We start from the raw sequence: 14787 nt of genomic DNA on the forward strand, positions 1-14787 counted from the left end.
ATATATGAAACCGGCGATTTCGATAGGTTTTGGAGATGGCGATGGAGTTGCGGCACCTGAGATATTTCCTGGCAGTGGCAGAAGAAGGCAATTTCACCCGTGCCGCCGGCAAGCTCGGCATCGGGCAGCCGCCGCTCAGCCAGCAGATCCGCGATCTGGAGAGGGAAGTGGGTGCGGCGCTGTTTCACCGCGTGCCGCACGGCGCCGAATTGACGGCAGCGGGTACGGCCTTCCTCGGCGAGGCAAAGGCGTCGCTCGCGGCCGCGGAAAAGGCGAAGCTTGCGGCGCAAAGCGCCAATCGCGGCGAGACCGGCCGACTATCGCTCGGTTTCACCGCCTCCTCCGCCTTCAATCCCGTGGTCAGCACGACGATCCGCCGCTTTCGCGCGTGCTGGCCGGAGGTGCAGCTATCGCTGACGGAAATGAATACGCTGGCGCTGATGCAGAAGCTGGAACGCGGCGAGCTGGACGCCACCTTCATGCGCCCCAGCCTCGACGATCCCGCCGGTATCCGGCTGCGGCGGCTGCCGGATGAGCCGATGGTGATCGCCCTGCCCGCCAGCCATCCCATGGCACGGCGCAGCGAGCTACCGCTTGCGGCGCTGGCGGACGAACCCTTCATCCTCTTTCCGCGGCTCGTGGGCTTGAGCCTCTACGACGATGTCGTGCTTGCCTGCCGCAAGGCGGGATTCGAGCTGACCGTGGCACAGGAGGCGCCGCAGATTTCATCGGTCGTCAATCTGGTGGCGGCCGATCTCGGCGTCTCGATCGTGCCGGCCTCGATTTCGCAGATCAAGCTCGAAGGTGTGGCCTACCGGCCGATCGAGGGGCCGCCGGCCGTGGCGCGCCTGGCGCTGGCAATCCTGAAAACACATCGTTCGCCGGTCACCGAGAACCTGATCAGCCTGCTGAGTACATGAGTTAACCCACCGGATCCCAATAGGGCGGATCGCCGAAGCTCTTCTTCAGGTGGTCGGCGATGGCGCGAAGCTTGGCGGAGGGATTTCGGCCTTCGGGATGGGCCATGTAGATGAATTCGGCCTCCGGCCTATGGCCGACATCGATTTCGGCAAGCCGGCCCTCGCGGATGGCCGGGCCGGCGATGAAGGCTGGCAGCAGCGCGATGCCGAGCCCGGCAATCGCGGCGTCGCGGAGCATATCGCCATTGTTGATGCCGAGCGCCAATTTCGCGCGCACGACGATCGCACCGTCGAACGTCTGGAACCGCCAGTCGGCAACGCCGCGATTGGTGTAGAAGATGCCGCGATGGCTGTTGAGATCAGCCAGCGACGACGGAATTCCCTGGCGGGCGAGATAATCCGGTGAGGCGCAGAGAAGGCGGCGGCTATGAGCGAGCTTCCAGGCGACCAGCCGGCTATCGGCGATCGGGCCGTTGCGGATGATGGCATCATAACCGTCCGAGGCGGCATCGACGCGCCGGTCATCGATATCGAGGGTCAATTCGATCTCGGGATGTTCGGCAAGAAAAGGATAGAGCGCCGGGCCGAGATGCATGCGGCCGAAGGTGACGGGGGCGGCGATACGGATCGGGCCGGACAGCGTTCCGCGCCGCTCCGCCATATCTGCCGCGGCTTCCTCGATCTCGCGCACGATGCGCGCGGCGCGCCCAAGGAAGACCGTGCCATCCTCCGTCAAGGTGAGCTTGCGCGTCGTTCGGTGCAGCAGGATGCCGCCCAGCGATTTCTCCAGTTCCGCCAGCCTTTCGCTGACGACGGATTTGGATAGCCGCAGGCGCCGGGCCGCCTCGCTGACCGAGCCCGCCTCAACCACGGCGACGAAAGCCGCAATACCTTCGATCCTGATCATCGTTCGGCTTTTCCGAATTCGAATTCCCCAATCTGAAGACTAATCCGAACGAAAGGAAAATGCCATCTTCCCTTCATCGAAAGGGACGGCAGGGGCCGCCTCACCTTAAACCCAGGAGATGGAACCATGAACCGCTTGAACAACAAGGTCGCGATCGTCACCGGCGCAAGCTCCGGCATCGGCCGCGCCACGGCAAAGCTCTTCGCCGCCGAAGGCGCCAAGGTCGTCGTCGGCGCCCGCCGCCAGGGCGAACTCGACAGTCTCGTCGCCGAGATCAAGGCAGAGGGCGGCGACGCCATGGCCATTGCCGGCGACGTGCGCTCGGAAGACTATCACAAGGCGCTGGTCGCCGCCGCCGTGACGAAATACGGCAAGCTCGACATCGCCTTCAACAATGCCGGCACGCTCGGCGAAGCCGGTGCGAGCACCGGTGTTTCGGAAGCAGGCTTCAGCGAGGCGCTGGCGATCAATCTGACGGCCTCCTTCCTCGCCGCCAAGCACCAGATCGGCGCAATGGTGGAAAATGGCGGCGGCTCGGTGATCTTCACCTCGACCTTCGTCGGCTACAGCTTCGCCTTTCCGGGCGTTGCCGCCTATGCCGCCAGCAAATCCGGCCTGATCGGCCTGACACAGGCGCTTGCCGCCGAATTCGGCCAGCAGAGCGTGCGCGTCAATGCCATCCTGCCGGGTGCTGTTGATACCGACATGTATCGGGACATGAACGACACGCCTGAGAAGCAGGCCTTCGTCACCAATCTGCATGCGCTGAAGCGTGTCGCGACACCCGAAGAACTCGCCCGCTCGGTTCTCTATCTCGCCTCCGACGATGCGAGCTTCGTCACCGGCACGGCATCGCTGGTCGACGGCGGCGCCTCGATCACCCGCAGCTGAGACGGCAGGGCGCGATTATCCGCTGCGGGTTGGTGATCCTTCAACACGCCGGCTTATCGCGCCGCTTTTTTCAGAGCATTCTCCCATCCAACAACAACGGGCCGCGGCCCAAAATTCGATCAAAGGAACGTCATCATGTCACGCCTCCAGAACAAGACAGCCCTCATCACCGGCGGCACCAGCGGCATCGGTCTCGAGACCGCCCGCCAATTCATCGCCGAGGGCGCCCGCGTCGTCGTTACCGGCAGCAGCGCGGCAAGCGTCCAGGCGGCCCGCGCCGAACTTGGCGGCAAAGCCACCGTCATCCAGGCCGATGCCGGCAATGCGGTCGGCCAGAAGGCCGTCGCCGATAGCGTGAGAGAGGCTTTCGGCACGCTCGACATCCTCTTCGTCAACGCCGGGGTCGCCGAATTCGGGCCGCTGGAACAGTGGAGCGAAGCCGCCTTCGACAAGTCGGTTGATATCAACGTCAAAGGACCGTTCTTCCTGATTCAGTCACTGCTGCCGATTTTTTCGAAGCAGGCCGCGATCGTGCTCAACACCTCGATCAACGCCCATATCGGCATGCCGAACTCCAGCGTCTATTCGCTGACGAAGGGCGCGCTGCTGACGCTTGCCAAGACATTGTCGGGCGAACTGATCGGCCGCGGCATTCGCGTCAACGCCGTCAGCCCCGGCCCGATCGCCACGCCGCTCTACAGCAAGCTCGGGGCGTCGGAAGCGGATTCCAAGGCGATGACCGCGCAGATCCAGGCTCAGATCCCCGTCGGCCGCTTCGGAACCCCCGGCGAAGTCGCCAAGACGATCGTCTTCCTCGCCTCCGATGAGGCGGCCTATATCGTCGGCAGCGAACTCATCATCGACGGCGGGATGAGCAACCTCTGACTCACAAGCGCGGCGGAGACCAGCTGCCGCAGCTTGCCGCCTTAGCATGGCGATCGCGATCGTCATGCTAAGGCTGCCCGAGCAGATCCTATGCGTGTCGCACGGGCGATTGCATGTTCTCCGCCAAAGGCTTAGGGTCGAGGACGGTCAGAAAAGGCAACGGGTAGAAGGCCATGGCTCTCAGCGGCAAACGCATCCTCCTCATCATCTCCGGCGGCATCGCGGCCTATAAGAGCCTGGATCTGATCCGCCGGCTGCGCGAGCGCGGCGCGAGCGTGCGCCCTGTCATGACCAAGGGCGCGCAGGAATTCGTCACGCCGCTTGCCGTCGGTGCACTGGCGGCGGACCATGTCTTCCTCGATCTGTTTTCGCGGCAGGACGAACAGGATATCGGCCATATCCGCCTGGCGCGCGACTGCGACCTCGTGCTGATCGCCCCTGCCACGGCCGATCTGATGGCGAAGATGGCGAACGGGCTTGCCGACGATCTCGCCTCGACCGTGCTTCTGGCGACCAACAGGCCGGTGCTGGCCGCACCGGCGATGAACCCCGCCATGTGGGCGCATCCGGCGACGCGGCGGAATGCGGCGATGCTCAGAGCCGACGGCATCCGCTTCGTCGGGCCGATGGCCGGCGAGATGGCGGAAAGCCGGGAGGCCGGGCTCGGCCGGATGGCGGAGCCGCTGGAGATCGTCGCGGCTGCCGAAACCATGCTCGACGACGGAGAAAAGCCGCTCAAGGGGCGCAAGGCAATTGTCACCTCAGGACCGACCCACGAACCGATCGATCCGGTGCGCTACATCGCCAACCGCTCCTCCGGCCGGCAGGGACATGCGATCGCCGCCGCCCTGGCTAAGCTCGGGGCGGAGGTGACGCTCGTATCGGGGCCGGTGACGATCGCCGATCCCGTCGGCGTCAACGTCGTGCATGTCGAGCGGGCGGAGGAAATGCGTGATGCCGTGCTTGCGGCGCTGCCGGCCGACATCGCGGTGATGGTCGCAGCCGTGGCGGACTGGCGCGTGGCCTCGGCCGCCGACCAGAAGCTGAAGAAACATCCCGGTGAATCCATCCCGACGCTGGCGCTGACCGAGAACCCGGACATCCTGAAAACCGTCGGCCATCATACGATGCGGCCGAAGCTGGTGATCGGCTTTGCCGCCGAGACGCAGGACGTCGAAATCAATGCGAAGGCGAAACTCGAGAGGAAGGGCGCCGACATAATCGTCGCCAATGACGTTTCTCCGGCGACCGGCATCATGGGCGGCAGCCGCAACCGCGTCAAACTCGTTCGCCGCGACGGCGTCGAGCAATGGCCTGACCTGGCGAAGGAAGAGGTCGCCGAACGACTCGCGGCACTGATCGCCAAGCAGTTCAGTTAACGCCGGGGGATCAGGCTGGAACGACGACGCACTGCGATTTGACGGCCGCCCGTTTGCCCGGTCGAAAATCCGCGACGTCGATTCCTCCTTCGCCGACCGTGACGGCGCTGCCGTTCGGGATCTCGGCCCAGGCATCGCCATCGTCGTTCAGCGGCTCCGAGACGAGGCAATAGCCCTTGCCGACCGGCGAGGCATAAAGAGTCGGCGCCTTGCGATCGGTCGCATAGCGGATGGCATAAAGCGCCTTGCCGTCGGAGAAGGCAGCGGTAAAGCGCAGCAGCACCGAGCCGATGGTGTTTTCCGCCAGATCCTCGATGAAGCCGATCATTTCCGCCATCGCGGCGATCGGCGCTTCGCGCAGGCCGAACTGCAGCGCCAGCAGGAACATCAATTCGGAATCGGTGGTGCCACCGCGGGCATTGAACAACTCGTCGTCGAGCATCGCCTCCATCGGCCGGCGCAGGCGCTCGAAGCCTGCGATCTGGCCGTTGTGCATGAAGGACCAGGTGCCATGGGTGAAGGGGTGGCAGTTGTCGCGGCGCGTGCCGCCGCCTGTGGCAGCGCGGACATGGGCGAGGAAGAGCGGCGAACGGATCTGCCGCGCCAGGCTCTTCAGATTGCAATCCGACCAGGCGGGCAGGGTATCGCGGTAGCGGCCGGGCTCGGGTCTATCGCCATACCAGGCAATGCCGAAGCCATCGCCGTTCGTCGCGGTCTTGGCGCGGGTGGCGCAATGCGACTGCTCGATCAGGGAATGGGCGGGCGAGGATACCAACTCCTCGAGATAGAGGGGGTCTCCGCGATAGGCTGCCCAGCGACACATGGCTCTTTGCTCCGGAACCCGCCGCATCGGCGGGAAATGCTGAAACGACAACTGAATTGTCGAATGTCGTCGCTAATAACAGCTTAACGCCCTGCCGGTTTGCAAGTGAAACATGACGATTTCTTGACGCCTGACCTCTTCAAATTCGGCGAAACGCTGTGTTCTTTTGTGAACACTGCGTTGTCTGTCCCGCAGACTTCGCGCCCGGCAGCCGGGCGGCTATAGTCGCCGCCAAGTTGAACCCCTAGGAGGACGCCATGTCGATCCGCCCCGTCAAGCATGAAAGTATTGCCACACCGACCATGGAAGGCGCCGGCGTCAAGCTGCACCGCGTCTTCGGCTTCGGCGATCCCGCGATGACCGATCCCTTCCTGATGATGGATGATTTCCGCAACGACAATCCGGCGGAATATATCCGCGGTTTTCCCTGGCATCCGCATCGCGGCATCGAGACGATCACCTATGTGCTCGCCGGCACCGTCGAGCACGGCGACAGCTTGGGCAATAGCGGCCTGCTCGGCGCCGGCGACATCCAGTGGATGACGGCCGGCAGCGGCATCATGCACCAGGAAATGCCGAAGGGCGATTTTGCCGGCCGTATGCACGGCTTCCAGCTCTGGGCGAACTTGCCCTCCTCGCTGAAGATGACGGCGCCGCGCTACCAGGACGTCAAATCCACCGATATTCCTGTCGTTGTTGATGATGACGGCACGGCGGTGCGGGTGATCTGCGGCGATTTCTGGGGCAAGGCCGGTCCGGTCGATGGCGTCGCCGCCGAGCCGATCTATCTCGACGTTTCGGTGCCGCCCGGCCGGAAGAAGCGCCTGCCGGTCGATACCTACCGCAATGCCTTCGCCTATATCTTCGCCGGCTCCGGCACCTTCCGCGATGCATCGAAACCCTTCGGCGTGCGCGTCGAGAAGGAAGTCGACGGAGAGGAATTGAATATCCGCGACATGTCCGGCAACCGCACGCTCGTGGTCTTCGACAGCGGCGACGAAGTGACGGTGCAGGCAGGCGACCAGGGCATCCGTTTCCTGCTTGTCTCCGGCAAGCCGATCGAGGAGCCGGTTGCCTGGCACGGCCCGATCGTGATGAATTCGCGCGAGGAAATCATGCAGGCAATGCGCGAACTGCAGAACGGCACCTTCATCAAAGCTGCGCACTGAACGCATTTCTCTCTTGCATCTGCGAAGAATCGGCCTACTTTTAAGTCATCAGCAACAGAACGAAAGGAAGGTGATCCAATGTCTAATGAGATTTCGGACCTCGTAACGGGCATGGAAGAGGTGACGAAGGCGAGGCAGCCCTCGCTCTAATCCCCGCCTTCCTGGGGCTGCATAGACAGTCCAGGCCAGTTTGAGGCCAAACTCATGGAAAGGGTCGCTGAGGCGGCCCTTTTTATTGTCTTGATGCCTTTATTGTCTCGATGCCGGGCGTTGACGAAAGATCGAAATCCCACTACTCATAAAGTCATCAGATGACTTTATGAGTAGTGGGATGAGAGCGCTCAGCAAGACCAATCTCGCCGATGAGGCGATCGAGGCGATCCGCGGCGACATTCTCGGCAAACGCTGGGCGGTCGGCGAGAAATTGCCGAATGAGGCCTCCCTGTCGGCCATGCTGTCCGTCAGCCGCGGCACGGTGCGCGAGGCGGTGCGCGTTCTCGTCTCCCAGGGTTATCTCGAGACAAGGCAGGGTTCGGGCACCTATGTCCGCGCCACCAGCGATGCCGGCCGACCGCTGACGATGGCGCGGCGCGCCAGCCTGCGTGACCAGTTCGAGGCGCGCCTGGCGCTCGACGTCGAGGCCGCCCGGCTGACAGCGATCCGCAAGACGCCGGAGATTGTTACCGGGCTTCGCAGGCTGCTTGCCGAACGCGGCAATTACGACGGCGGCAACCAGGCCGCCTTCATCGGACGCGACCTCGCCTTCCACAAGGCCGTCATCGCCGCTTCGGGCAACCGCGCGATGATCGAGATCTACGATTTCTTTTCGGCCTCGATCGCCGACACCATCGCGGCGACGCTCGGCAAGGATATTCCGGAACCCGATATGCAGGCGCATGCCGAGATCGTCGACGCCATCGAAACCGGCGATCCCGACAAGGCGGATGCGGCGGTGCGCCGCTTCATCGCGCCGGTTCTTGCCGCGCTCGAGCGGATGATCCTGTCATGAACACGCCTGCCAACCATGCCGCCAGCGCGCTCGACGCCGCCGACGAATTGCTGATCGATGCCGAGGCCGGCAGCCTTCCGCCGCCGCAGGCCACGCCGGTGCGGGGAGCTGCGGGTCGTTTTCTGCTGGGCGCAAGCCTGGTGCTGATCGCCTTCAACCTGCGCCCGGTCTTCTCCAGCGCCTCGGCGCTGCTGCCGGAAATCCGCTCGGAGCTCGGCCTCAGCGCGCTGGGCGCCAGCCTGCTGACGACGCTGCCGGTGGTCTGCCTCGGCGCCTTCTCGCCGCTTGCGCCCCGTCTTGCCCAGCGCTTCGGAACGGAACGCACGCTGCTCGACGTTCTCCTGCTTCTGGCGCTCGGCACCGCATTGCGCGGGCTTTCCTCCATACCGCTGCTCTTCATCGGCACGGCCCTTGCCGGCGCCTGCATCGCCGTCGGCAACGTGCTGCTGCCGGGGCTGGTGAAGCGGGATTTTGCCGGGGGCGCCGCGCTGATGACCGGTTTCTACACGATGGCGCTCTGCGCCGGGGCGGCAAGTGCCGCCGGGCTGACGCTGCCGATCGAGCACGCACTCGGCGGCTCTCTCGAGGGCGCCCTCGCCGTCTGGGCGCTGCCCGCCCTCATCGTCAGCCTGCTCTGGCTGCCTGAGGTTCTTCGCAGCGGCAGGCAGGCAAGACGGAACGGCTTCCACGTCAAAGGCCTCTGGCGCGACCGGCTCGCCTGGCAGGTGACGCTGTTCATGGGGCTGCAATCGGCGCTTGCCTATTGCGTCTTCGGCTGGCTGGTACCGATCCTGCGCGAACGCGGGCTCGACGGCGTCACCGCCGGGGCAATCGTCTCGCTGTCGGTGATGGTGCAGGCGGCCTCCTGCCTGATCGTGCCGCATATCGCGGTGCGCGGCCGGGACCAGCGGCTGATCAATGCGAGCCTTTGCGGCATCGCCGTCATTGCCCTGCTCGGCCTGGTCTTCGCGCCGCTTTCGACAGTCTGGCTGTGGGCGGTGCTGCAGGGCATCGGCCAGGGCGGGCTGATCGCGGCAGCCATGACGACGATCGTGCTGCGCTCGCGCGATCCCGATGTCGCCGCCCATCTTTCCGGCATGGCGCAATGCGTCGGTTATCTGCTGGCCGCCATCGGCCCGCTCATCGTCGGCCTCATCCGCGGCTGGACCGGCAGCTTTTCCTGGTGCGCGGCCCTCTTCGTTGCGCTCGGACTGGGCGCCGCGATCAACGGCTGGAAGGCCGGGCGGGCGGTGGAGATCAATGTCCATGCTATTGAAAAGGACGGCTGAGCCGCTCGCTCACCTGTCCATCACCATCTCTTGATGCCGGTCGTCGGCCGCGGATGCTACGCTATCTCAGCCTCTCATCCCGAACGCCGGAGGAAACATCTTGCGCATACGAACACTGTTTCTGCTTGCCGTGTTTATGGCGTCGCTGGCACCTGCCCTTTCCCATGCACAGGAAAGCGGTACACCGAAGGCAACCGCCCAGAGCGGCGCGCGCGAGGGCGTGCTGAAATTGCTGCCGGCCGATTCCGTCACCGAGCACGCGCTGACGATCGGCGGCCGGAAGTTTGCCTATACCGCCACTGCCGGCACGCTGGATCTCTTCGGCCAGGACGGGGCCCAGACCGGCGCGATCTTCTACACCGCCTATGTCGCAGGGGATAGCGGGGCGAACCGGCCTCTGACCTTTGCCTTCAACGGCGGGCCGGGTGCGGCTTCCGCCTTCCTGCATCTCGGGCTCGTCGGGCCGAAGGTGCTCGATTTCGGGCCGGACGGACGCGACGGCGCCAATGCGAAACTCGTCGACAACCCGCAAAGCTGGCTCGATTTCACCGACCTCGTGCTGATCGATCCGATCGGCACCGGCTGGAGCCGGACGGCAAAGGCGGACGACGCCTCCAACTATTACAACGTCAGTGCCGACGCCCAGAGCATCGCCAAGGCGATCGCGCTCTATGTCGCGCACAACAACCGTTCCAACTCGCCGAAATATCTTCTCGGCGAAAGTTATGGCGGCTTTCGCGCCGCCAAGGTCGCCTCGGCGCTTCAGGAAAGCCAGGGCATCATCGTCGCCGGTGCGGTGATGCTTTCTCCCTTGCTCGAGGGCCAGCTGATGTTCAATGCCGATCAGTTCGCGCTCGGCGCGGCCCTCGAACTGCCGTCGTTGGCGGCCGCCGAACTCGACCGGCATAAAGCCTTTGACGAAGAGAAGCAGAAGGCAGCCGAGACCTTCGCGCTCGGGGACTATCTGACGACGCTGGCCGGGCCGCCGCCGACGGGTGCCGATGCCGCCGCCTTCTATGGCAGGATCGCTCGCCTGACGGGCATTCCCGAGGATATCGTCACCCGCAACCACGGCTTCCTCGGCAGTTCCTTCGTCAAACACTCCGGCGCCGGCAGCGGCGAGGTGATGAGCTCTTACGACGCCTCCTTTGCAGCACCCGATCCCTATCCGGAATCGGATTACGATCGCGGCGGCGACGCCATCCTCGACGGTTTCACCCGCGCCTATGGCGGGGCTTTCGCCGACTATGCCCGCAACGAACTCGGCTTTAAGACCGAGATGACCTATTCGCTGCTCGACGGCGATATCAGCCGGCGCTGGGAATGGGGCGGGGGGCGCGGCGGCGGATCGCGCTTCCAGGCCAGCGCCACCGACGACATCAGGCAGCTGCTCGCCGCGAACCCGGCCTTCCATCTGCTGATCGCACATGGCTACAGCGATCTGGTGACGCCTTATGGCGTCAGCCGCTACGTGGTCGACCATCTGCCGCCCTCGCTCGCCAGTGGCCGCGTCGGACTGAAGCTTTATCGCGGCGGCCATATGTTCTATACAAGAGCTGATCAGCGGGCCGCCTTCACGGCGGATGCAAAGGCCTTCTACGCCACACATCCGGCCGCTCAGCCGGCGGACTAAAGCGTGGCGATGTCTTTGTCGCTAAACCGCCGTACAGTTTTGCGCGACATGCTTTGGGGATTTGCCGATGCATATTACCGGAGGATGCCACTGCGGCGCGATCCGCTATCAGGCGGAGATCGACCCGGAGCGGGTCTCGATCTGCCATTGCACCGATTGCCAGCGGTTGACGGGCTCGGCCTATCGCATCACCGCACCGGCGCAGCCGGAAAGTCTCACGCTCACTTCAGGCGAGCCGAGAGGCTACGCAAAATATGGCGACAGCGGTGGTCTCAGCCGGCAATTCTTCTGCCCGAATTGCGGATCGCCGCTCTACCGCACGGACGGCGAAGGCGGCGCGATCGGCATCCGCGTCGGCAGCATCGACCAACGGCAAGTGTTGCAGCCGAGCAAGCAGATATGGTGTGGCTCTGCCCTGCCCTGGGTGGAGAATATCGAACCGCTGCCGCGCTTCGATGGCGAGGATTAGGATGAGGACCTATTAAATTCGGGGCAGCGTGACGGTTAGAGCCACAAACCGTTGGCTGCGGCCCGGCGCAATCATATCGATCCCACCAAAATGCAACGGGAGAGCGGCTGATGGAGAATGCCGTAAGGACGCTATTCGAGCGATACGAAGGTTTTTTCAACAGATCCCTCGGTGATGACGGGGATATGGATGAGGTTGCATCGCTGTATGCCTCGGATTTCATCGCGGCCTCGCCGGCCGGCGTTATGACCGGGAAAAACGACGATCAACTCAAGCAAGTCATGAAGCAAGGATACGCCCGCTATCGGGCAATAGGGACCAAGGAGATGCGCATACGCGATGTCCGCATCTCCCCGATAGATGACCATCATTGTTTGACGCATGTCGCCTGGACGGCGACCTATGCCCGAGAGGATCGGCCGGACACGGTCATAGATTTCGATGTTCACTACCTCGTGCAGAAGCTGAACGGCGAGGCGAAAGTTTTCGGCTGGGTGTCAGGCGATGAACAGGCGCTTCTCAGAAAGCATGGCATCGGCTAGCGGCAACGTCGTCCACACATCAGCGGTTTGTCTCGGCCGCGCCATGGCCTTGTGCCCCCTGAAATATCTCGTCCGTGGTGCTTGCAGCCTTATTCCGGCAGAGGCATCTCCGGCCAGCGATCGGTGACGCCGGCCTGTACCGGACGCTCCAGATAGGTGGAAAGCGCAATATAGCTGCGGGTGCCGGTGACGCCGGGGACGGCATGGATCTGGGCGAGAAAAGCTTCCAAGGCCTGCGGGCTGGCGGTGCGGACCTTGAAGAGAACGCTGGCGTCGCCCGCGACCGAATGCATCTCCTCGACCTCGGGAAACTGCAGGACCTGCATCAGCCGCTCGCTCTTGCCCCAGCCGGCCGCCTCCACATGCACGAAGGCAAGCAGCGGTTTGCCAAGCGCTGCGCCATCCAGTGCGGCATGCACGCCCTTGATGGCGCCGGATTGTCTCAGGCGGCGCACACGCTCATGCACGGCCGGCGCCGACAGGCCCACCGCTTCGCCAAGCCTGGCATAGCTCTGGCTGCTGTCGGCGGCGAGCGCGGCTAATATTCTTCGGTCGAATGCATCGATGACCGGCTGCTGTGGGCGTCTTTGCCGAAGATCGTCTGTATTTTTCGCCATTCCGCAAACTCCCCTTTCTGCCGAAGAATAATCGCCGATACTGGCATTCTTCAACAGAATATTCGGAAGAGGAGGAAATTCATGGAGATGATCGCGCGCAATCCAGCAAACGGGATCTATGCAGCGAGCCCTGATTACATCCATGCGCTGGAGGTCAGGCAGACGTCCCGGCTGCTCTTCGTCAGCGGTACGATGGGTCTCGATCAACAGGGAATGGCGGCGGCCGATCTGGACGGCCAGTTGGAGCTCATCTGGTCCAATCTGCGCGCCATCCTCACGTCCGCTGATATGACGGTGGACAATATCGTGCGGCTGACGAGCTATCTCCGCGACGGCGCCTTTGTGGAGGCGAACCAGAATGCCCGTCTTCAGGCGCTTGGCGGCCGCGCCGTGCCGACCACGGCGATCATCGTCGAAACGCTGCGCGACGACTGGCTCGTCGAGATCGAGATCATCGCCGCTGGCTGACGGCAGATCGGCCGTCGCACCGCAAAGGTGCGACGGCTGGGACGATCAGGCCGCCTGTCTCAATAGGCCGAGTGCCTCGGCCAGATCGACCTCGCCGCGGAAACCGCCGCTGCTTTTTGCCTCCTGCCGATGCTCGATCGCATGGGCAAAACGCACGGCCGGCTCCTGCTGCATGCGTTCATAGAGGCGATGCAGGCCGGGAAACTGCCGGCGGTCGACGACCTTGTGAAAATCGTTCCAGCGGGCGATGCCGACGAAATAGGCGTCCGCCAGGCTTGGCCCATTGCCGAGAAGCCATTCGCGGCCTTCGAGCAGGCGCTCCAGCGTCTGATGCGCCTTTTCGACCGCGGTGATGCCATAGGCCGTGAGGGCCTGCTTCTGCTGCGGCTCCAGCGGATGCTCGATCGCATACCAGAGCGGGCCGAAGGCCTGGAAGAAGGTGGTGTTGAGAAAGGCGAGCATCTGGTTCAGCCGATCGAAATCCGCCGAGCCCTGCGTAAAACCAAGACCGTTGCCGATCGAGCTGGCGCCGATATGGTGCAGGATCGCCATGCTTTCGCTGATCGCCCTGCCATCTTCGAGCAGCAATGACGGCGTTTCGCCGACCATGTTGATCCGCTTGTATTCTTCACTGGAGACTATTTCCGGCATCTCGACGCGGCAGAGCCGATAAGGCAGGCCGGACCATTCCAGCGCGACGATCGAGCCGAAGGAGCAGCCTTCCGGCACGCCGTAAAACAATATGGGTGACATCAATCGTTCCTTTCAGAATTGAACCCGTTTGGACACGATCAATGTGAGGATGTGGACGATCTTGCGGTAGAGGCTATAAATGCATCGCAATGTCCACAAATCTGGAAGCTGACGATGGCGCTTTTTAACCTCAACGACCTCCATCTTTTCGTGCAGGCCGTCGACAGCGGCAGCTTTACCGCCGCCGCAAGGCATCTCGGCATTCCGAAATCGACGGTGAGCAAGCGGGTTGCGGAGCTGGAGGCACGGCTTGGCGTGCGGCTGATCCAGCGCACGTCGCGAAGCTTCGCGCTGACCGAGCTCGGCCGGGGATTCTTTCAGCATGCCCAGGCCTCGATCATCGAGGCGGAGATGGCCGAAGGCATCGTGCGGCGGCATCTGGCCGAACCCGCCGGCAGCGTTCGCCTCACCGCCTCGGTACCGACGGCGCAGTTTACCTTGACGGAGCATCTGCCGGCGCTGGCGGTGCGCTATCCGAAGCTCCGGCTCTGCGTGCACGTGACGGACCGCTTCGTCGATATCGTCCAGGAAGGCTTCGATATCGCGCTGCGCAGCCACCGCGGGCCACTGCCGGATTCGGCGCTCGTGCAGAGGAAGCTCGCCAGTCACCCCTTCTTCATCCTCGCCTCGCCGGACTATGTGAGTGCCCATGGCCAACCGCGCCGGCCGGAGGAGCTGGCACAGCATGCGACGATCATGACCAGCCTGACGGAGGACCAGTGGCGGCTTTATTCGGGCGGCGACGAGGTTCTCGTCACGCTGCATTCCGTCATGGCCGCGGATGAGCCCTATGTCTTGATGGAAATGGCCATGGCGGGGCTCGGCATCACCTGCCTGCCGACATCCGTCTGCCGCAAGGCGCTGGCAGACGGGCGGCTGGTGCGGGTGTTGCCGGAATGGACGGCCGGCAGCATCGAGACGACCATCCTCATGCCGCATCGGCGTGGCCAGCTGCCGGCGGTGCGCGCCGTCGTCGATTTCCTGGCGGAACGGCTTGCCGGTGAGAGCCGCTTCGTACTTCCTGGAGTTTAGC

The 14787-nt window shown here is 63.7% G+C and carries 16 protein-coding genes; 12 read left to right on the forward strand and 4 right to left on the reverse strand.

The window, feature by feature from the left end; genetic code table 11:
- Positions 1-41: 41 nt before the first annotated feature.
- Positions 42-920 carry a LysR family transcriptional regulator gene (locus OLZ32_RS14525; protein ID WP_003544790.1) on the forward strand — a complete coding sequence of 293 codons (879 nt, stop codon included), beginning with the start codon at positions 42-44 and terminating at the stop codon, positions 918-920.
- A 1-nt stretch (position 921) separates the two neighbouring features.
- On the opposite strand, the gene OLZ32_RS14530 is transcribed toward OLZ32_RS14525, so the two are convergent.
- A complete protein-coding gene (locus OLZ32_RS14530; RefSeq protein ID WP_264421502.1) occupies positions 922-1827 on the reverse strand; it encodes a LysR family transcriptional regulator in 906 nt (301 codons plus the stop codon).
- Between the two features lie 126 nt (positions 1828-1953).
- On the opposite strand from OLZ32_RS14530, the gene OLZ32_RS14535 reads away from it, so the two are divergent.
- The 3 genes from OLZ32_RS14535 to coaBC all read left to right on the forward strand — a co-directional run bounded on the left by OLZ32_RS14535 (position 1954) and on the right by coaBC (position 4982).
- Positions 1954-2718, forward strand: a complete 765-nt coding sequence (locus tag OLZ32_RS14535; RefSeq protein ID WP_003544786.1) for an SDR family oxidoreductase — start codon at positions 1954-1956, stop codon at positions 2716-2718.
- A gap of 135 nt (positions 2719-2853) precedes the next feature.
- Entirely contained in the window at positions 2854-3603 is a 750-nt protein-coding gene (locus tag OLZ32_RS14540; protein ID WP_264421505.1) for an SDR family oxidoreductase, read from the forward strand.
- A 173-nt stretch (positions 3604-3776) separates the two neighbouring features.
- Positions 3777-4982, forward strand: coding sequence for a bifunctional phosphopantothenoylcysteine decarboxylase/phosphopantothenate--cysteine ligase CoaBC (coaBC, locus tag OLZ32_RS14545; protein WP_264421507.1), 1206 nt, complete (start codon positions 3777-3779; stop codon positions 4980-4982).
- 10 nt (positions 4983-4992) lie between these two features.
- Here the strand turns inward: coaBC and OLZ32_RS14550 are convergent, their stop codons facing one another.
- Positions 4993-5805, reverse strand: a complete 813-nt coding sequence (locus OLZ32_RS14550) for a class II glutamine amidotransferase (protein ID WP_264421509.1) — start codon at positions 5803-5805, stop codon at positions 4993-4995.
- Positions 5806-6062: 257 nt separating this feature from the next.
- Here OLZ32_RS14550 and OLZ32_RS14555 point away from each other — a divergent pair, with 257 nt between their 5' ends.
- The 6 genes from OLZ32_RS14555 (at position 6063) to OLZ32_RS14580 (ending at position 11916) form a co-directional block, all read left to right on the forward strand.
- Positions 6063-6974, forward strand: coding sequence for a pirin family protein (locus OLZ32_RS14555; RefSeq protein WP_264421510.1), 912 nt, complete (start codon positions 6063-6065; stop codon positions 6972-6974).
- A gap of 331 nt (positions 6975-7305) precedes the next feature.
- On the forward strand, positions 7306-7983 hold the full coding sequence (locus OLZ32_RS14560; protein WP_264421512.1) for a FadR/GntR family transcriptional regulator: 678 nt from the start codon (positions 7306-7308) through the stop codon (positions 7981-7983).
- Positions 7980-9272 (forward strand): CynX/NimT family MFS transporter, encoded by a 1293-nt coding sequence (locus OLZ32_RS14565; RefSeq protein ID WP_264421514.1) that lies wholly within the window; start codon positions 7980-7982, stop codon positions 9270-9272. Before OLZ32_RS14560 ends, OLZ32_RS14565 begins: the two co-directional genes overlap by 4 nt.
- Positions 9273-9372: 100 nt before the next feature.
- Positions 9373-10905 (forward strand): S10 family peptidase, encoded by a 1533-nt coding sequence (locus OLZ32_RS14570; protein WP_264421516.1) that lies wholly within the window; start codon positions 9373-9375, stop codon positions 10903-10905.
- A 67-nt stretch (positions 10906-10972) separates the two neighbouring features.
- Positions 10973-11374, forward strand: a complete 402-nt coding sequence (locus OLZ32_RS14575) for a GFA family protein (protein WP_264421517.1) — start codon at positions 10973-10975, stop codon at positions 11372-11374.
- Between the two features lie 110 nt (positions 11375-11484).
- Positions 11485-11916, forward strand: coding sequence for a nuclear transport factor 2 family protein (locus OLZ32_RS14580; RefSeq protein WP_264421519.1), 432 nt, complete (start codon positions 11485-11487; stop codon positions 11914-11916).
- Between the two features lie 89 nt (positions 11917-12005).
- Here OLZ32_RS14580 and OLZ32_RS14585 read toward each other — a convergent pair whose 3' ends face one another.
- Complete coding sequence (locus OLZ32_RS14585) at positions 12006-12587, reverse strand: Lrp/AsnC family transcriptional regulator (RefSeq protein ID WP_017990059.1); 582 nt, start codon at positions 12585-12587, stop codon at positions 12006-12008.
- A 27-nt stretch (positions 12588-12614) separates the two neighbouring features.
- Here OLZ32_RS14585 and OLZ32_RS14590 point away from each other — a divergent pair, with 27 nt between their 5' ends.
- Positions 12615-13001 carry a RidA family protein gene (locus OLZ32_RS14590; RefSeq protein WP_264421521.1) on the forward strand — a complete coding sequence of 129 codons (387 nt, stop codon included), beginning with the start codon at positions 12615-12617 and terminating at the stop codon, positions 12999-13001.
- 45 nt (positions 13002-13046) lie between these two features.
- On the opposite strand, the gene OLZ32_RS14595 is transcribed toward OLZ32_RS14590, so the two are convergent.
- Positions 13047-13754, reverse strand: coding sequence for a glutathione S-transferase family protein (locus OLZ32_RS14595; RefSeq protein ID WP_264421524.1), 708 nt, complete (start codon positions 13752-13754; stop codon positions 13047-13049).
- Between the two features lie 114 nt (positions 13755-13868).
- Here OLZ32_RS14595 and OLZ32_RS14600 point away from each other — a divergent pair, with 114 nt between their 5' ends.
- The gene (locus OLZ32_RS14600; RefSeq protein WP_264421526.1) at positions 13869-14786 is read left to right on the forward strand and encodes a LysR substrate-binding domain-containing protein; all 918 of its coding nucleotides are present in this window, start codon (positions 13869-13871) and stop codon (positions 14784-14786) included.
- Position 14787 lies beyond the last annotated feature (1 nt).

It is taken from the genome of Rhizobium acaciae (assembly GCF_025941625.1).
GTDB lineage: Bacteria > Pseudomonadota > Alphaproteobacteria > Rhizobiales > Rhizobiaceae > Rhizobium > Rhizobium acaciae.